Below are 16,502 nucleotides of genomic sequence, written 5' to 3'. Positions count from 1 at the left end.
GTATGCAAATCCGATATCACGACCGGAGAGCGAGGGAGGAGACCCTAGCTCCAACTCCCTTACTTTCGCGGCCACTTCACCTTATGCACACGATCTCCGCTCCCTATCATCGGATGATGACGGAACCGACCCAGTCCGGCCCGTACGCGGGCCAGCCAGCCCCTCAGCACCAACCGACGGCACCCGCACCCGGTTGGCCGGCCCCGCCCCCGCAGCAAGGAGCCCCGTATCCCCACGCGGCCACGCCGCCCGCCGGTCCCGGCAGACCACCCGCGTCGCCGGGAAGCCCGGCGGGGACGACCGATCGCGCGGCCGGCGCGCTGCTGATACTCGGCGCCCTCCTCGCCATCGGCGGCTCGTTCGCCACGCTGGACAAGTCGGTCCAGTACCTCGGCGACGAGGAGAAGGGGGAACCGGTCTACGAGAGCGTCGCGAAGGCCTGGTCCTATTCCAACTCGGGAGTGGACGGGTCGACCTCGGTCACACAGTTCTCCGGCGTCCCCCTGCTCCTCGGCGGCCTGCTGGCCGTCGCCGCCGCCGTGGTCCTCCTGACCGGCCGCGGCCGCCGGTTCCCGCTGGGGCCCGCGCTCGGCATCGCCGGCGCCGTGCTGCTGTCCGGCACGACGCTCACCGTGCTGACGGACGCCTTCAACGACAGCCAGTGGGACGGGGACGGCCGGACCACGACCTTCGGCACCGGCTTCTATCTGCTGACCGTCGCCCTGCTGCTCGCCCTCGGCGCGACCGTGACCAGCGTCCTCGCCCTGCGGGGCCCCGCCGGAGCCCTCCCCGGCCGCCCTGCCCCTCACCCGTTCGCGGCCCCGCAGGCCGCACCGGCCCCGCAGGCCCCGCAGCACTGGCAGGCCCTCCCTGGGCTGCCGGGCACACCCGCCGCCCCCGGCGCGCCCGCGGCCCAGCCGTACCCGTCGGCACCACCGCCGGCTCCGCCGTCGCACGCGCACCCGCAGTCGCAGTCGCAGTCGCAGTCGCACCAGCCGCCGCCGACCGCCACCGACTGACGCCGGGCGGGCCTCGGAAATCTCGCTGGGGGGTGTCGTGTCGCGTGTCTCACAGCGGTCGCCCCCAGCCTGTGCTACCTTGCCATGAAGTGGCAGTTTTGGTTACCAGAGGCTTCTGAGTGCTCTTCGACCTTCCGTCGACGAGCACTCTTTGTTGTTTCCGGGACTTTCCGGGACTTTTGAATCTTCCCGTCGGGTCGAACCGTGCTGCGACACCGGGTCCGCAAAGTGTGGGCACCGGGCACTGCATCAAGGGAGTTACAGCATGGCATCCGGCACCGTGAAGTGGTTCAACTCGGAAAAGGGCTTCGGCTTCATCGAGCAGGAGGGTGGAGGCCCCGACGTCTTCGCCCACTACTCGAACATCGCCACGTCCGGCTTCCGTGAGCTTCAGGAAGGCCAGAAGGTGACGTTCGACGTCACGCAGGGCCAGAAGGGCCCCCAGGCCGAGAACATCGTTCCCGCCTGACTCTGACGCGTACGCATGAGCCGGGGCCCGCGCCCGAAAGGTGCGGGCCCCGGCTCGTGTGTGACCGGCGTCGCCGTATCGAGGAAGGTCCCCATGAACCGCACGGCTCGTACCAACAGCAGCAGCTCCTCCCGCCCCCGTACGGAGCAGGGCTCTGCCACCCGCTCGGACAAGGGCTCCACCGGTGCGGGCTCCTCCCGGGGCAACCGCACCCGCGCACAGGGAACGGGAGCCGCGGCGGGAACGGGATCGGGGTCGGGGTCCGGGTCCGGGTCCGGCAACCCGGGCGCGCCCTCTCGTGCGGCAAGGAACGGTTCGGCCCGTAACGGTTCGACCCGCAACGGCGCGGCCAAGAAGAGTGCGGCCCAGGCCGGCACGGACCGGAACGGCTCGCCCAAGGGCGGCCGGAGCCGTCGTGGAGGCGGCCGGCCCGCCGCCGTGCCCGTCGGCGGGGAGTTCGCGCTGCCGGTGACCGTCACGCCCGCACTGCCCGCGGTCGACGCCTTCGACGCACTCGGACTTCCCGATCGGCTGCTGGAGACCCTCGGCGCCGAAGGGGTGACCACCCCGTTCCCCATCCAGGCCGCGACGCTGCCGAACTCGCTCGCCGGCCGGGACGTCCTGGGCCGCGGGCGCACCGGGTCGGGCAAGACGCTCGCCTTCGGTCTCGCGCTGCTGGCCCGCACGGCCGGGCAGCGCGCCGAGCCCCGTCAGCCGCTCGCCCTCGTCCTCGTACCCACCCGGGAACTGGCGCAGCAGGTCACCGACGCCCTCACCCCGTACGCCCGCGCGCTGCGGCTGCGGCTCGCCACGGTGGTCGGCGGCATGTCCATCGGGCGTCAGGCCAGCGCGCTGCGCGGCGGCGCCGAGGTGGTCGTCGCGACGCCCGGACGGCTCAAGGACCTCATAGACCGCGCCGACTGCCGGCTGGACCAGGTCGCGATCACCGTCCTGGACGAGGCCGACCAGATGGCCGACATGGGCTTCATGCCGCAGGTGACCGCACTGCTCGACCAGGTGCGTCCGGGCGGCCAGCGGCTGCTGTTCTCGGCCACCCTCGACCGCAACGTCGACCGGCTGGTCCGCGACTACCTGCACGACCCCGTCGTCCACTCGGTCGACCCGTCCGCGGGCGCCGTCACCACGATGGACCACCACGTGCTGCACATCGAGGACGACGACAAGCACGCCACCACGACCGAGATCGCCGCCCGTGAGGGCCGGGTGATCATGTTCCTGGACAGCAAGCACGCGACGGACCGGCTGGTCAAGAAGCTGCTGGCGGTCGGCGTGCGCGCCGCCGCCCTGCACGGCGGCAAGTCGCAGTCGCAGCGCAACCGGGCCCTGAGCCAGTTCAAGGACGGTGACGTGACGGCGCTGGTCGCCACGAACGTCGCCGCGCGCGGCATCCACGTCGACGACCTCGACCTCGTCGTCAACGTCGACCCTCCGGGCGACCACAAGGACTATCTGCACCGGGGCGGCCGTACCGCGCGCGCCGGCGAGTCCGGCACGGTCGTCACCCTCGTCCTGCCGCACCAGCGCCGTGACGTCACCCGGCTGATGGCCGTCGCCGGCATCACCCCGACGACCACCCGGGTCCGCTCCGGCGGCGCCGACCTGAACCGCATCACCGGCGCCCAGGCCCCCTCGGGCGTCCCGGTGGTCCTCGCCCCGCCGGTCACCGAGCAGCCGGCCGCCCGTCCGGCGTCACGCGGTCGCCGCAGCCGCCCGTCCCAGGGCCGCCGCCGCGCCCCCGCGAAGGGCAACGGGCGCTGACGCCGGCGGCACCGGCCCCGGAACTCCGGAGGGGGTGACGGCCGTTCACCGGGTGACGTGCGGAACGCACGCGGACGACCGGAACGACCGGCACGACACGGGCTGAAGCCGAGGTGGCAACGCATGGCGATGTGGGATCGGATCAAGGACCAGGCCAAGGGTCTGCAGCAGCAGGCGCAGGGAGCGCGGGGCGGCACCGGACACGGGCGGCCCGGCGCGGGGCCCCTGGGCTCCACCGGGTCCTCCGGCTCCGGGCGGTCCGGCGGCGGGTCGAAGGCCCAGCTGGTGAGCGCGCTCAAGTCCCAGCTCACCTCCTTGAAGACGGAGTTGAAGAGCGGGGCCTACCGGGACGCCAGCATGGCCATGTGCGCCCTGGTCGCCGCCGCCGACGGGAACGTGGACGAGCACGAGCGGCAGCACGTGGAGTCGCTCATCCTGAACAACGACGTCCTGCAGAACTTCCCGGCGGACCAGCTGCGGCAGCGCTTCAACAAGCACGTCGGCCAGCTGTCGGCCAACTTCCAGCAGGGCAAGGCCGAGGCCATGCAGGAGATCGCCAAGGCCGCGAAGAAGCCGACGGAGGCGCGTGCGGTCGTACAGACCGGCTTCGTGGTGGCGGGCGCGGACGGGTACATCGCCCAGTCCGAGGAGCAGGTCCTGCGCGAGGCGTGCGCGGCGCTCGGCCTGTCCCCGCAGGAGTTCGGTCTCTGACGGCGCCACCGTCGTGACGCCACCACCGTCGTGACGCCACCACCGTTGTGACGGTCCCGCCCCGTCGTGACGGTTCCGCCGTCGTGACGGCGTCGTCGTGCCCCACGGACGCCGGCCGTCCCCACACCCGGCGTCCGTGGAGTTCTGAAGGGGTGGTGCTACACCCAGCAGCCGTTGACCGTGGCCGCGAGGCCGTCCAGGGCGTCCTTGATGTCGGACGGCCCGGCGGTGGAGTCGTTCTCGATGAAGGAGAAGACCTTCCACTCGCCGTCCTGGGCCTTGGTCAGACCGCTCAGGGCCACGGCACCGGTGAGGGTGCCGGTCTTGGCCTTGACCTGGCCCACGGCGCACTTGGAGTCGGCGGTGTCGAAGCGGCCGAACTCCGGGCCCAGCGTGGCGCCCGCCTCGCCGGAGACGGGCAGCCCGTCGATGACGTACTTCAGCGTCTGGGCGTGCCGGGGGTCGGCGGCCAGGTCGACGATGTCGGCGATGGTCCGCGCCGGGATGCGGGTCGCGCGGGACAGCCCGCTGCCGTCGTACATCTCGAAGTTGCCGAGCGAGATGCCGTACCGGGTGAGGACCTCGCGGACGACGGCCGTGCCGTCCTCGAAGGTGGCGGAGCGGCCCGCGCCGATCGCGGTCAGCCGCAGCAGCGACTCGGCGATGTCGTTGTCGCTGACCTTGAGCATCTGCTTGACGACCGTGGACAGCTTGTCGGACGTGTGCGAGGCGACCGGCACGTCACCCTTGCCGACGATGCCGCGCGTGACGCCGCCGTCGACGGTCACGCCCCGCGCGGTGAGCTGCTTGGCGAAGACGCCGCCCGCGTCGAGGGAGGTGTCGTCGACGTTGTGTGAGTCGACGACCAGCGCGCGCACGGGGGCGACGGAGTCGGGGTAGTAGCCGGTGTTCCAGCCGTTGGCCAGGGTCGGCTCGGGGAAGAGGCTGTCGTCGATCCGGACCTTCACCGAGGTGAGCCCGGCGTTCTTCAGCCCGGCGACGGCGGTCTCGGCGAGCGCGTCGAGGTCGGCGGTCGTCAGCGTGCGGTCGCCGCCGCCGACGAGGGTGAGCGTGCCGTCCCCGTACACGACCTTCGTGGTGAACCGGTGGTCCGGGCCGAGCACCGTCAGCGCGGCCGTGGCGGTCGCGAGCTTCGTGTTCGACGCGGCCATCAGCGCGGTGTCCGCGTCGTGACCCCACACCACCTTGTCGGACTTGGCGTCGATGACGACACCGCTGAGCCTGCTGCCGAGGCGTGCGTCCTGGCTGCGCGTGTTCAGGTTGTCCGCGATCTTCTGCTCGGCGGGGTCGAGTTCGGCGGCGCCGGGCTTGGCGGTCGCCTTGTCGGCGGCGAAGGCGGACGTCCCGGCCATGATCGTCCCGGCCATGGGCGCGACCACGGCGATTACGGCCGCCCGTCGCAGCGCCGGGTTCGGGGCCTTGGCCTTGCGGTGCCGGCCGCTCGCGCGGACGCCGGAAGAGGGGAGGGGCATGGGGGGCCTCGTGGGGGGTGCGGGAATCTTGAAAAGGAAAGTAACAGTCGGGACTCCCGGTACCGATGAGTACTTTGTGAAGACTTGACGCTCTGACAGGTGTGTGTGACAGAGGCCACGGCATGCCGTTGTCAGTGGCCGGGGCTAGTCTCCGGGCATCTGACCGTTTGCTCCGCTTCAGGAGCTTCCGAGTCCCTTCAGGAGGTTCTCGTGGTCTCGCGACTCAACCCGTATCTCAGCTTCGACGGCGACGCCCGGCAGGCGCTGGAGTTCTACCAGGAGGTCTTCGGCGGCGATCTGACGCTGAACACCTTCGGTGAGTTCGGCCGGCCGGACGCACCCGGGGCCGACAAGATCATGCACGGCATGCTGGAGACGCCGAGCGGTTTCACCCTCATGGGCGCCGACACCCCGCCCGGCATGGAGTACGCCCCCGGATCCAGCTTCTCCGTCAGCCTCAGCGGCGACGACGACACCGAACTGCGCGGCTACTGGGAGAAGCTCTCCGCCGGCGCCACCGTCTCCGTCCCCCTCGACAAACAGATGTGGGGCGACGTCTTCGGCATGTGCACGGACCGCTTCGGCGTGCCGTGGATGGTGAACATCGGCGAGCCGCGGGGCTGAGCAGGCGTCACAGTGCCGCAGGCGACGCGTGGTCGTTGAAGTCCACAGCACCACCCACCAGTGGACCGACGAACGAGGAGACCGGGCGTGCCAAGGGCCGAGGCGAACGGCGTCGAACTCTTCTACGAGGTGGCCGGGACCGGCGACCCGCTGGTCCTGGTGCACGGCTCCTGGGGCGACCACCACACCTGGCTGCCGGTCCTCCCCGCCCTCACCGGACGCTTCCGTGTCCTGGTCTACGACCGCCGCGGCCACAGCCGCAGCGAACGCCCGCCGGGACAGGGCGCACGGCACGAGGACGAGGAGGATCTGGCGGCCCTGATGGAGACGTTGGGCTTCGCCCCCGCCTACGTCGCCGGCAACTCCTTCGGCGCCTCGACCGCCCTCGGTCTGGCCGCCCGCCGCCCCGACCTCTTCCGGGGCCTCGTCGCGCACGATCCCCCGCTCACGGGCATCGTCCCCGACGACCCCCGCCTACGGCCGCTGATGACGGCGGTCGAGGAGAGGTTCGCATCCGTCCTCGCCCACCTCCGCGCACACGAACCCCTGGCTGCGGCCCGCCGGTTCACCGACGAGATCGCCCTCCGCCCCGGCACCTGGGACCGGTTGCCCGCCCCGGTCCGGCAGACCTTCCTCGCCAACGCCTCCACGTTCCTCGACGAACACGGCGACCCCCACTGGGCGGACCTGGACCTGGCCGGACTGTCCGCCTGCACCGGCCCGGTCCTGCTGACCCGGGGCACGGACAGCCCGCCGTGGTTCGCCGCGATCACCGGCCGCCTCGTCGAGGCCCTCCCCCAGGCCGACACCCTCACCTTCGAGGGCGCGGGCCACATCCCGCACGTGACCCATCCGGAGGCGTACGCGCGGGCGGTGACGGCCTTCGCGGACGGGGCGGGGGCCAGGGCGAGGCGGGGGTGACGACTATCCGAAGGTGACCTTCAGGCTGCCGTCGCCGCCGAGCTTGCGGATTGGTACGTGGGTTGTGTTCACATGGATGAAACGGAGAGAGATGGCGGAGTGACGCCTAGGAGGTGCGGAAATCTGCTGTTCAGGTGGATCGTGGCGGCCGCGGAGAGGGCGGATGCGGGCGTGTTTGAGGTCGCCGAGATGGCGTCGCGAGCAGCCTTCCATCCGAGGTTGTGAACGAGCGAGGCCGCCTTGCTCTCTTCTCAGTGGGTCCGGGGGGGCGGAGTACACCCGGCCCAGGCTGCCGAGATCCAGCACGGGGATGTACGCCTCCGGGCGAAGCGTGAAGGTGGTGACGCGCGCCGGGGGGTGCTTCACGAAGAGCCCGGCCCATACCCCGCTGCGCGTGTGCCCCGAGCTGATCAGATGGAAGTCGCCTCGGACGACCGCGAAGAACACCGGGTCATCGCTGGCTCTGGTGCCCGGGTACAGCAGGGCATGAGCGGCGTCGCGCGTGGTCGCCACGATCCTGATGTCGCGAGGGCTGGGCTCATGACATCGCGTCGCCGACCATGCGCGGATCTCGGCGGCGACTTCACGGAGGACGGGGCCGGGAATGGCGTCCGGCATGCTTGGCGTACTCCCTCGGCCTCCCCGTCGGGGTTCGCCGTCGGGGTTCGCCGTCGGGGTTCGCCGTCGCGCGACTGGCGGACGGGCGCCCTCGCCGTCCGGGCAAAAGCAAAGGCAAGGACGTCACACTCTCCTTGCCACTCTCAACCTATAGCGCACCGGGGGGCTTGCGGCAAGGCCCCCGTGGTGACGCAGAATCTCCGGGCCGAGCCAGTGCCGACGGGAATCGCGGCGCGCCACCCGTCACGTACGACCGAGCGCGCACCGCCGACCGCGCACCATCGACCACGCGGACCCGTCCAGCAGATTCATCCAGCCGATTCATCCAGCAGATTCATCCAGCAGGCCCCGTCCGACATGCGCCACCCAGGAGGACCAGTAACACCGCAGGCAGGACACCCAGCAGAACCCATGGCCGCAAGCGACCCCGCATTCGGAGCGTTCGGAGCGATTGACATGAACCCCCCGACCACCAGCCCCAGCGCGTTCGACCTTCCCGCCCGTCTCTCCGCCAAGGCCGACCCGGCGCTGATCGCGGCCGACGAGCGGTACTTCGAGGCGCTCGCCGCCTGCCTAGCCCAGTCGATCGCCGAGGTGTCCGCCCAGCTGGACGCCGCACGCAGGGCTCCCGGCGGTATGGGCCGGCACGCGATGGACCGGGACACGGAGGTCCACCGTCTGACCGCCCGCCTGCGCACCCTGCGCCGCTTCGGCCTGGACCTGTGCCTCGGCCACATGGTGAACCCGGACGACCCCGACCCCGTCTACATCGGCCGCCTCGGTCTCACGGACAGCGCGACCGGCCGCCGTCTGCTGATCGACTGGCGCTCCCCGGCCGCCGAGCCGTTCTTCGGCGCGACCCACGCCAACCCGATGGGCCTGACGAGCCGCCGCCGCTACCGCTGGACGAACGGCCGGATCAGCGACTACTGGGACGAGGTCTTCTCCCGCGAGGAGCTGGACGGACTCACCGACCACCACGCCGCCGCCCTCGACGACCAGTCGGCCTTCATCGCCAGCCTCGGCACCAACCGGTCGGAGCGCATGCGGGACGTCCTCGGCACCATCCAGGCCGACCAGGACGCCATCATCCGCGCGAGTTCCCGGGGCGCGCTGGTCGTGGACGGCGGCCCCGGCACCGGCAAGACCGTCGTCGCCCTGCACCGCTCGGCGTACCTGCTGCACTCCGACCCCCGGCTGGGCCACCGCCGGGGCGGCGTCCTCTTCGTGGGCCCGCACCGCCCGTACCTCTCCTACGTCGCCGACGTGCTCCCGAGCCTCGGCGAGGAGGGCGTACAGACGTGCATCCTGCGCGACCTGGTCGCCGAGGGGGCGGCGGCCGGTACGGAGAGCGACCCGGAGGTGGCGCGCCTGAAGTCGTCGGCGGCGCTGGTGGGCGGCATCGAGAAGGCCGTCCGCTTCTACGAGGAACCCCCCACCGAGGGCATGACGGTCACCACCCCCTGGTCCGACATCCGGCTGAGCCCCGAGGACTGGACCGCCGCCTTCGACGCGGCGGAACCCGGCACCCCGCACAACGAGGCCCGGCACCAGGTCTGGGAGGAACTCCTGACGATCCTGACGGACAGGCACGAGGCCGAGGCCGACCCCGATCCCGACCCGGAGACCACCGCCGCCCCCTCCCCCGCCCTGCTGCGCCGGGCCCTCCTGCAGAACCGGGACCTGGTCACGACCTTCAACCGTGCCTGGCCCCTGCTGGAAGCGGCGGACCTGGTCGGGGACCTGTGGTCGGTGCCGGCGTACCTCCGGTTGTGCGCGCCCTGGCTGAGCCGCGAGGAGGTGCGGCTTCTCCAGCGCGACGAGCCCCATGCCTGGACGACGTCCGACCTGCCCCTCCTCGACGCGGCCCGTCAGCGCCTCGGCGACCCGGAGACGGCCCGCCGCAAGCGCCGGCAGGCGGCGACCCTCGCCGCGCAGCGCGAGCGCATGAGCCAGGTCGTCGACAACCTGATCGAGGCCGTGGCCAATTCCGGCGCCGACGGGGACGAGGGCATCGGCCTGGTGAACATGCTCCGGGGCGAGGACGCGCAGGTCAGCCTGGTGGACGACGCCGAGCTGGCCGTCGCCGACCCCGACCTGCTCGCGGGGCCGTTCGCCCACGTCGTCGTGGACGAGGCGCAGGAGCTGACGGACGCGGAGTGGCAGATGCTGCTGCGGCGCTGCCCGTCGCGGAGCTTCACGATCGTCGGCGACCGTGCCCAGGCCCGGCACGGGTTCACGGAGTCCTGGCAGGAGCGTCTGAAGCGGGTGGGCCTCGACCGCGTCGACCTGGCGTCCCTGACGATCAACTACCGGACGCCGGAGGAGATCATGACGGAGGCGGAGCCGGTGATCCGGGCGGTGCTTCCGGACGCGAACGTCCCGACCTCGATCCGCAGCGGGGGCGTCCCGGTCGTCCACGGCCCGGTCTCGGCCCTGGACGAGACCCTGCGGACGTGGCTGGCCGCCAACGCCGACGGCATCGCCTGTGTCATCGCGACCGCGGGGCCGCCCCGTACGACCCCTACGACGCCCCGGGTCCGCACCCTGACCCCCGAACTGTCCAAGGGCCTCGAATTCGACCTGGTGGTCCTCATCGACCCGGAGGACTTCGGGGAGGGCATCGAGGGGGCGGTGGACCACTATGTCGCGATGACGCGGGCGACCCAGCGGCTGGTCGTGCTGACGACGAACGCCTGAGCCGTACGCCGGAGCCGTACGCCGGGGCGGTGGTCTCAGGCCACGGTCCTGGCCTCGGCCAGCCGGTGGAACGCCCGGGTGGTACCGGGGTGCACCATCTCGTCCAGCAGATGCCGCCATTCGGGGTCGGTGACGGGAGCGGGGTGCGCCCGGTCCCACGCGGCGAGGAACGGACCGAAACCTCCTTCGTCCCGCGCCTCGCCGGCCTGCGCGTCCGAAGGCCGCGTCGACTTCATGGGGTTCTCCTTCCCGTCCGGGATCCGTGCGCTCGCGGAACCCGCCTCACTCCACGGTCCCGCACGGCCATGCGGTCCGGCGGCACACCTCAGCCGCGTCGGGCGGCCCCGTCCGGCCACACCACGTCCACGGGGACGCCGGCGGCCCGCGCGTCGAGGACGGCGTCGGCGGTGCCGCCGCCGTTGCCGGTGGGCGGTGCGCCGTCCCAGACGGCGACGAGACGATCGGCTCGCTCGACGAGTACCGCGTTGGCGGCCTCGTACGCCTGCCGTCCGGCCGTTTCGTAGGGAAGCGCGACCACCTCCGCGGCGGCCTCGACGAGCCTGTCGTAGGACGGCCTGTGCTCGGCCTCGACGGTGTCGCGACGGTAGTCCCGCGACGGGGTGACGACGACCAGCCGCCCACCGAGCGCGAGCACGGCCTCGGCGAACAGGGTGTCGGCCCCCTTGGCCACGCAGGACACCCCGACGAGCCGCCCGTCGGCGGCGTAGGGCCTGAGCAACGCGTCCAGGGCCGCCCGCACGAGAGGGACGGTGCCGTCGGTCAGGTCCAGGTGGCCGGTCACCGCGATGGTCGTCACAGGGCCCGCATCTCCCTCAAGTCGGCTTCAGGGCGCGGATGTTATCGCGGGTGACGCGTGTGCGTGAGGTACGCGGCCCACTCGACCGAGATCTCGTGGACAGTCTCCCAGCGCACGTCCGGCACGACTCGGGTGACCCGTGCGAGGGCGTGGAGCGGCTGCCCGGTCGCACCACCCCTATGGCGGGCAGTGCGTTGATCTGGCCGGGTGCTGGTGGGTTCCGGACGCGCGAGGTGGGTTGATCAACGGAAGTCCGGCGCATGGAATAGCCCGCCTGTGCTCCGGAAACCGGGCACACGCCGTCCGACTCCCGGGAGGATCCATGCCCGCTGCCCATGCTCGTCGCGCCGTGACCGCCGCTGCCCTGACCGCCGTCTTCGCCCTTTCGTCCGTGTCCGTGTCCGCGCAGGCTGTGGCGGATGCCGGGGACGCGGACATCGTGCGGGTCCAGCTCACGGGGATCGTCTCCGGCGACACACGTCCCTGGTTCGTCCAAGACGGCGACAGCTGGGTCACCTACCTGAATCTGTACGACAAGAAGAAGCGGTTCGCGGGGGACGCCGGCGCGCGGTGCAGCGCCGTCAGGGCGAATCGGCAGCAGGTGACCACACAGTGCACGCGTGTGCTGCGCCTGAAGAAGGGGGAGATCACCCTCCACGACGTGATCACCCGCGTGGGCGACTCACCCATCACCGCCAAGACGGCCATCGCGGGAGGCACCGGCATCTACAACGACGCCGAGGGCGAGGGTTACATCACCCTGGAGCGCGACCGGGTCCACTTCGACCTCCACGTCGATGACTGACGTCGAGTGCGCTCCCTCACCCCATCGCAGGCCGGTCGTCCTCCTGGAGATTCCGTGAGCAGTTCAGTTACCCGTGGCGCCGTCGTCGCCGCCCTCACCACCGTGTTGGCCCTGCTTCCCGCCGCGGCCGCACAGGCCGAGCAGTCCGACAAGGACAACGACATCGAGAAGGTCGTGCTGACCGGCGTCAGCGTGGTGGACACGACCCCCGAACACATCCACACCGGCGACAGCTGGGTGACCCGTCTGAACCTGTACACGGCGAAGGGGAAGACGAAGGGGAAGGGGAAGGGCAGGCCCGCGTTGGCCGGTGACGGCGAGTCGGAGTGCAGCGCGGTAAGGGTGGAGCACGGCGAAGTGACCACCCAGTGCACGCGTGTGCTGCGGCTGAAGAAGGGGACGCTGACCCTCAGCGACATGATCACCTACAGGCCGCACGAGCCGGTGACCTCGAAGACCGGCATCATCGGCGGCACCGGCCACTACCGGTCCGCCTACGGTGACGGCTACATCACCCTGCACGGCCCGCGCACCCACCTGGAACTGAACGTCGACGAGTGAGGGCGGGGGCTCCCGGCGTGGCCACCGTTCACGGTGCCGTGCCGGGAGCCTTTCCATCGCCCTCAATCACTGATGTTCGCGGTCTTCTCGACGAGGCGCGTGAACACGATGAGAACTCCCATGGCGGGAGGGAGACTGGCGAGCGTCCACAGGACGAAGAATCCCGCCACCGCGGCGGCGGTCATGCGAATTTCGTCCGGGGCTTCCTCGGAGACTCCGGCCAGCACCAGCAGTGCGGTCGTGGCAAGGATGCCCATGGCGACGATGGTGAAGAACGGCCACAGGTAGTCGGCCATGGGGAGGATACGCGCCCTCTTCGCTTTCTTCAGGAAAGCCGTGTCACAGGCCCTGGTGATCATCGCCAGCACGGCGAACACGGACCCGACGATGACACCGATCATGGAGGCGGCGACCCCGAGCACCGGCTCCACCGGAAGGTCGTCGTCATGGCCGAGCCAGGCGCCGCCCATGGCGCCCAGGACGGCACCCAGTGGCTCCCCCCACCAAAAACTTCTCAGGCTCACATGCACCAGCCTCGCGAACTCCACGAAGTACTTGTCGCCCAGGGTCCGCCCTCGGGGTTCCTCGGGGTACGCGTCCGACGGCCCCGGCTCCGTGTCGATCACGGCCGCCCCCGCTCAACGGCGGCCACTCTCATCGAGCCGTGGCCCCGCGTCGCCGCACCGGCCGCCTTCACCCTTCCCGCGGGTTGCGCACGAGACCGCCACCGTCATGCCGCCGCCTTCTCTCTCCGACCGCCGATTCGTACCCGTGCATGTCCCGTATCGCGTCGTACAGCGACGCGCGCCGGACAGCCGAACAACGCAGCGGCGTCTTCGCTTTTGACGTCTCGGTGACTCCGTCGAGGTTCGTGAGAATAACTTTCGGACCGCGCTCGATCGCGCGCTTGAGTTCCTGCCCATCGACCTCGTACTCGGCGATCCGTCGAACATGGTCGTCCATCCGGTCGTGCCGCCCTTCATGGTGCGTACCCGACGGTGCCCTCGGGTATTGGACCTGACACATGGGCTCACGGTAAGCCGGTCACGTACACGGGGCCTCTCCTCAGCGACATTCCGGTGAAACGCCGGCCCGCCCGGCCCTGCGCTGACGCCCGGTACGCGACACAGGCCCGCGCGAGGCCGACCCGCATGAGCCGGCCCGGGGCCTCGCAGCAGCGCGGACTCATTCGTCGTTCGAGTCCGAGGAGGTGTCGCCGTTCTTTCCCGTGTCACCCGGACCCTGGAAGTGCAGAAGGGCCCAGAAAGCTCCGCTCACGATCACTGCGGCCAGCAGTACTCCCCAGTCGATCCACTGGACGAGCGCCGTCACGAGGACCAGCCCGACCGCTGCGACGACGAGGCAACCGGCACACCCCTTGGACGCCGTGACGAACCCGGGTTCCTGACTCACCCTGACCCCCTTTACCCGAGGAAGCCCCAGGGTCATCCCTGGGGCTTCCTCGTCGGCCGTGCGGCCTCAGTCGTTCCGTCGGGGACGGATGTCCGCCCCGCGCGCGGCCTGCGTCATGAACCCTTCGCCGACTTCGCGGCCGCGGCCGGCGTCACGTCCGTCAGCTTCCAGCGCTGGTTGGAGCCCGAGTTGGGGATCCACAGGCCCACGCCCGCGCCGTCGTTCGTGGACTGGCCGCCGACGTCGGCGAGCTGCCCGGTGGCCGTGTTGACCAGGGTCCAGGTGGAGTCGCCCGTGGTGGAGAGGATCCACTGGGTGGCGGTGTCGCGGGCGCCCGTGTCCGGCTCGGCGACCAGGGAGCCGCCCCGGACCGCCAGGCGCTTGTGGGAGGCCGCCTCGGTCAGTACGTAGCGGGCGCGGTTGCCCGTCGGGCCGGTGCCGACGCGGTCCAGGGTCCACCGCTGGGCGGCGGTGGCCGCGTTCGGGTTCTTGATGACCAGGCTCTTGCCGTCGGCGGCGAGGGCGAGGTTCTTGCTGCTCTGGACGCCGGTCAGGGTGTAGGTGTGGTCGTCCTGCAGCTCGGCGGCGGAGGCGGCCACACCCGAGACGTGGCTGATCAGGAACGACGTCACCGACTGGGCCGGGACCGTGATCGTGGCCTTCTTGTCCCTGACGTCCACGGCCTTCTGGCGGACCAGCTTGCCGGAGGCGTCCGTCACCACCGGGGTGACCCTCGCATGCTTGCCGACGTCACCGAAGCGGGAGAGGTCGAGCGTCACCGCGCGCGGTGCCGTCGTGCTGTTGACGTGGACGACCGTCGCCTTCTTGCCCTTCTTCGCGACCGCGGCCGTGCTGGAGGTGTCGTCGGTCTTGATGAGGCGGTCGCCCGGCTTGATGTAGTGCGTGAAGTTGCGGGCCGTGTCGAACTTGGTGTTCGTGTAGATGGGGCACGACTTCAGCGTGTCCGACGACTTGCAGGAGAACGACAGCTGGATGGAGCCCCAGTTGCCGCCCTTCGCGGACTCGCCGCCCGGCTTCATGTTGTCGTAGTCCTCGACCGGCTGCCAGAACACCCATGCCTGGGGCTCCAGTTCGCGCAGGTCGTTGACGATCTGCTGGGCGAGGCCCAGGCCGGGGCGCATGTCGGTGAAGCTCTGGCCGTCGCCCCAGTCGCCCTCGACCTCGCTCATCCACAGCGGCTTGTCGGCGGCCTTGGCGAGGTCACGGACCATGGTGCGCTGGCCGGTGCCGTAGGTGTGGACGTTCATCTGGCCGACGAGGTCGCGGACCTCCTGGGGGTAGGAGTTCCAGTTCGTGGCGAAGATGCTCGGGTTGGTCTCGTCCATCGCGGAGATCTCCGCGTCCGAACGGGACTTGTCCAGGACCGGGGCGAGCGCCTTGAGGACCTTCTGCTGCAGCTCCGGGCCGATGTGGGCGCCCTCCTGGCGGCCGCCGGTGGGCTGGCCGTCCGCGCCGAGCTTGGTGCCCCAGTAGGTGGTGTTGGGCTCGTTGAAGGGGTCGAGGGTGTCGACCTTGATGTGGTGCGCCTTCTCCAGGCGCTCGGTGGCTCCGACCAGGTACTTGGCGAAGTCGTCGACCGAGTCGGCCTTCAGCTGGTCCTTGGAGGAGTCGAAGCCGCCGGAGACGTAGCCGCTCTCCGTCATGAACCACGGCGGGGAGTTGCTGAACGTCTCCCAGTGGTCGATGTCGTTCTTGATGCGGTCGACCCACCAGCGCTGGGTGGCGTCGGCGTCGTTGTTCCAGTCGTTCTTGTCGTCGGCGCTCCACCAGTCGACGTCCGTGCGGGTGGTGCCCGCCGGGGCCTTCCACCAGCCCTCGACCGCGCCGCCAGCCCGCAGGTAGTCCTTGACGTCGGGGGCGTTGCCGCCGCCGATGTTGTAGCGGGCGATGTTGAGGTCGAGGCCGTCCTTGCCGAAGAGCAGGTCGGCGAGCTTCTCGCGGACCGCCGGGGGGTAGTCGCCGGTGGCGTTGGCGAACCACACCAGGCTGGTGCCCCAGCCCTCGAAGCCGTCGGCCTTGTAGGAGGGGTCGGGGCGGACCGTGACCGAGGCGACGGCGGCCGACGTGTCGGCGTGCGCCATCGGCAGGGAGGTCGTGGCCATGACCGTTCCGGTGGCCAGGGCCGTGACGCCGATGGCCCCGAAGAGCCGTCTCGTACGGGTGCGGTGTGCCATTCGAGTACTCCAACTCTTCCGTGTGTCACGTCCCGGCGAGACACGGAGAAAGGGGCCGGCGTTCAGCGTGGTGCGGTTCCTGCGACGCGTGGTGGTGCGGTTCGGGCTGGTACGGGTTCAGACTGGTACGGAGCAGTTCGATGCGCTCTCGTAGGGTTTGTCGCGATGCATGTTTACGTAAACATCCACTGAGGCGGATGTCTACACTGTCCGAATCGCGGCGGTCAAGGATTCGTAAGAGATCAACACGTCGTTCCGGAAGTGCCGGAAGTGGCACAAGGGCCGGACCAGCAGGGAGAGTCGGGGGAATCAGGTGGACGCGACCGACGGTCGTAGCACGACGAGGAGACGCTCCGCCCGGCCCCGGCAGGGGCCCT

General features: G+C 70.7%; 17 protein-coding genes. 9 read left to right on the top strand and 8 right to left on the bottom strand.

Annotated features, from left to right (window positions below; translation table 11 throughout):
• Positions 1–116: 116 nt before the first annotated feature.
• From ACZ6BB_RS18900 to ACZ6BB_RS18885, 4 genes are all read left to right on the top strand, one after another.
• The gene (locus ACZ6BB_RS18900) at positions 117–1,019 is read left to right on the top strand and encodes a hypothetical protein (protein ID WP_471616303.1); all 903 of its coding nucleotides are present in this window, start codon (positions 117–119) and stop codon (positions 1,017–1,019) included.
• A gap of 265 nt (positions 1,020–1,284) precedes the next feature.
• A complete protein-coding gene (locus ACZ6BB_RS18895) occupies positions 1,285–1,488 on the top strand; it encodes a cold-shock protein (protein WP_005483357.1) in 204 nt (67 codons plus the stop codon).
• Between the two features lie 93 nt (positions 1,489–1,581).
• Positions 1,582–3,267 carry a DEAD/DEAH box helicase gene (locus ACZ6BB_RS18890; RefSeq protein ID WP_471616302.1) on the top strand — a complete coding sequence of 562 codons (1,686 nt, stop codon included), beginning with the start codon at positions 1,582–1,584 and terminating at the stop codon, positions 3,265–3,267.
• A 123-nt stretch (positions 3,268–3,390) separates the two neighbouring features.
• Positions 3,391–3,978 carry a tellurite resistance TerB family protein gene (locus ACZ6BB_RS18885; RefSeq protein WP_471616301.1) on the top strand — a complete coding sequence of 196 codons (588 nt, stop codon included), beginning with the start codon at positions 3,391–3,393 and terminating at the stop codon, positions 3,976–3,978.
• Between the two features lie 158 nt (positions 3,979–4,136).
• Here the strand turns inward: ACZ6BB_RS18885 and dacB are convergent, their stop codons facing one another.
• Complete coding sequence (gene dacB, locus ACZ6BB_RS18880) at positions 4,137–5,471, bottom strand: D-alanyl-D-alanine carboxypeptidase/D-alanyl-D-alanine endopeptidase (protein WP_471616300.1); 1,335 nt, start codon at positions 5,469–5,471, stop codon at positions 4,137–4,139.
• Positions 5,472–5,681: 210 nt separating this feature from the next.
• Here dacB and ACZ6BB_RS18875 point away from each other — a divergent pair, with 210 nt between their 5' ends.
• Positions 5,682–6,095: a VOC family protein gene (locus ACZ6BB_RS18875; RefSeq protein ID WP_471616299.1), complete on the top strand. Its 414-nt coding sequence runs from the start codon at positions 5,682–5,684 to the stop codon at positions 6,093–6,095.
• An 87-nt stretch (positions 6,096–6,182) separates the two neighbouring features.
• A complete protein-coding gene (locus tag ACZ6BB_RS18870; RefSeq protein WP_471616298.1) occupies positions 6,183–7,016 on the top strand; it encodes an alpha/beta fold hydrolase in 834 nt (277 codons plus the stop codon).
• A gap of 3 nt (positions 7,017–7,019) precedes the next feature.
• Here ACZ6BB_RS18870 and ACZ6BB_RS18865 read toward each other — a convergent pair whose 3' ends face one another.
• Positions 7,020–7,634, bottom strand: coding sequence for a hypothetical protein (locus ACZ6BB_RS18865; protein ID WP_471616297.1), 615 nt, complete (start codon positions 7,632–7,634; stop codon positions 7,020–7,022).
• 456 nt (positions 7,635–8,090) lie between these two features.
• On the opposite strand from ACZ6BB_RS18865, the gene helR reads away from it, so the two are divergent.
• Positions 8,091–10,334 (top strand): RNA polymerase recycling motor ATPase HelR, encoded by a 2,244-nt coding sequence (gene helR, locus ACZ6BB_RS18860; RefSeq protein WP_471616296.1) that lies wholly within the window; start codon positions 8,091–8,093, stop codon positions 10,332–10,334.
• Positions 10,335–10,369: 35 nt separating this feature from the next.
• On the opposite strand, the gene ACZ6BB_RS18855 is transcribed toward helR, so the two are convergent.
• Positions 10,370–10,570 carry a hypothetical protein gene (locus ACZ6BB_RS18855; RefSeq protein ID WP_471616295.1) on the bottom strand — a complete coding sequence of 67 codons (201 nt, stop codon included), beginning with the start codon at positions 10,568–10,570 and terminating at the stop codon, positions 10,370–10,372.
• Positions 10,571–10,659: 89 nt separating this feature from the next.
• Positions 10,660–11,151 (bottom strand): hypothetical protein, encoded by a 492-nt coding sequence (locus ACZ6BB_RS18850; RefSeq protein WP_471616294.1) that lies wholly within the window; start codon positions 11,149–11,151, stop codon positions 10,660–10,662.
• A gap of 322 nt (positions 11,152–11,473) precedes the next feature.
• On the opposite strand from ACZ6BB_RS18850, the gene ACZ6BB_RS18845 reads away from it, so the two are divergent.
• Positions 11,474–11,956 (top strand): hypothetical protein, encoded by a 483-nt coding sequence (locus ACZ6BB_RS18845; protein WP_471616293.1) that lies wholly within the window; start codon positions 11,474–11,476, stop codon positions 11,954–11,956.
• Between the two features lie 54 nt (positions 11,957–12,010).
• Positions 12,011–12,517, top strand: a complete 507-nt coding sequence (locus ACZ6BB_RS18840) for a hypothetical protein (RefSeq protein WP_471616292.1) — start codon at positions 12,011–12,013, stop codon at positions 12,515–12,517.
• Positions 12,518–12,579: 62 nt separating this feature from the next.
• Here the strand turns inward: ACZ6BB_RS18840 and ACZ6BB_RS18835 are convergent, their stop codons facing one another.
• The 4 genes from ACZ6BB_RS18835 to ACZ6BB_RS18820 all read right to left on the bottom strand — a co-directional run bounded on the left by ACZ6BB_RS18835 (position 12,580) and on the right by ACZ6BB_RS18820 (position 16,125).
• Complete coding sequence (locus ACZ6BB_RS18835) at positions 12,580–13,143, bottom strand: hypothetical protein (protein WP_471616291.1); 564 nt, start codon at positions 13,141–13,143, stop codon at positions 12,580–12,582.
• Positions 13,144–13,210: 67 nt separating this feature from the next.
• Complete coding sequence (locus tag ACZ6BB_RS18830; protein ID WP_471616290.1) at positions 13,211–13,480, bottom strand: hypothetical protein; 270 nt, start codon at positions 13,478–13,480, stop codon at positions 13,211–13,213.
• Between the two features lie 222 nt (positions 13,481–13,702).
• On the bottom strand, positions 13,703–13,930 hold the full coding sequence (locus ACZ6BB_RS18825; protein WP_471616289.1) for a hypothetical protein: 228 nt from the start codon (positions 13,928–13,930) through the stop codon (positions 13,703–13,705).
• 113 nt (positions 13,931–14,043) lie between these two features.
• The gene (locus tag ACZ6BB_RS18820) at positions 14,044–16,125 is read right to left on the bottom strand and encodes an RICIN domain-containing protein (protein ID WP_471616288.1); all 2,082 of its coding nucleotides are present in this window, start codon (positions 16,123–16,125) and stop codon (positions 14,044–14,046) included.
• Positions 16,126–16,502: the final 377 nt, after the last annotated feature.

This window comes from Streptomyces sp. NPDC041108 (assembly GCF_055592645.1).
The sequence above is the reverse complement of the archived record's forward strand: the minus strand, read 5'-3'. Positions and strand labels throughout refer to the sequence as shown.

Coding starts and splice junctions, on each gene's coding strand:
- ACZ6BB_RS18900 (WP_471616303.1), top strand. CDS start 117: ATGACGGAACCGACCCAGTCCGGCCCGTACGCGGGCCAGCCAGCCCCT.
- ACZ6BB_RS18895 (WP_005483357.1), top strand. CDS start 1,285: ATGGCATCCGGCACCGTGAAGTGGTTCAACTCGGAAAAGGGCTTCGGC.
- ACZ6BB_RS18890 (WP_471616302.1), top strand. CDS start 1,582: ATGAACCGCACGGCTCGTACCAACAGCAGCAGCTCCTCCCGCCCCCGT.
- ACZ6BB_RS18885 (WP_471616301.1), top strand. CDS start 3,391: ATGGCGATGTGGGATCGGATCAAGGACCAGGCCAAGGGTCTGCAGCAG.
- dacB (WP_471616300.1), bottom strand. CDS start 5,471: ATGCCCCTCCCCTCTTCCGGCGTCCGCGCGAGCGGCCGGCACCGCAAG.
- ACZ6BB_RS18865 (WP_471616297.1), bottom strand. CDS start 7,634: ATGCCGGACGCCATTCCCGGCCCCGTCCTCCGTGAAGTCGCCGCCGAG.
- helR (WP_471616296.1), top strand. CDS start 8,091: ATGAACCCCCCGACCACCAGCCCCAGCGCGTTCGACCTTCCCGCCCGT.
- ACZ6BB_RS18855 (WP_471616295.1), bottom strand. CDS start 10,570: ATGAAGTCGACGCGGCCTTCGGACGCGCAGGCCGGCGAGGCGCGGGAC.
- ACZ6BB_RS18845 (WP_471616293.1), top strand. CDS start 11,474: ATGCCCGCTGCCCATGCTCGTCGCGCCGTGACCGCCGCTGCCCTGACC.
- ACZ6BB_RS18830 (WP_471616290.1), bottom strand. CDS start 13,480: ATGGACGACCATGTTCGACGGATCGCCGAGTACGAGGTCGATGGGCAG.
- ACZ6BB_RS18820 (WP_471616288.1), bottom strand. CDS start 16,125: ATGGCACACCGCACCCGTACGAGACGGCTCTTCGGGGCCATCGGCGTC.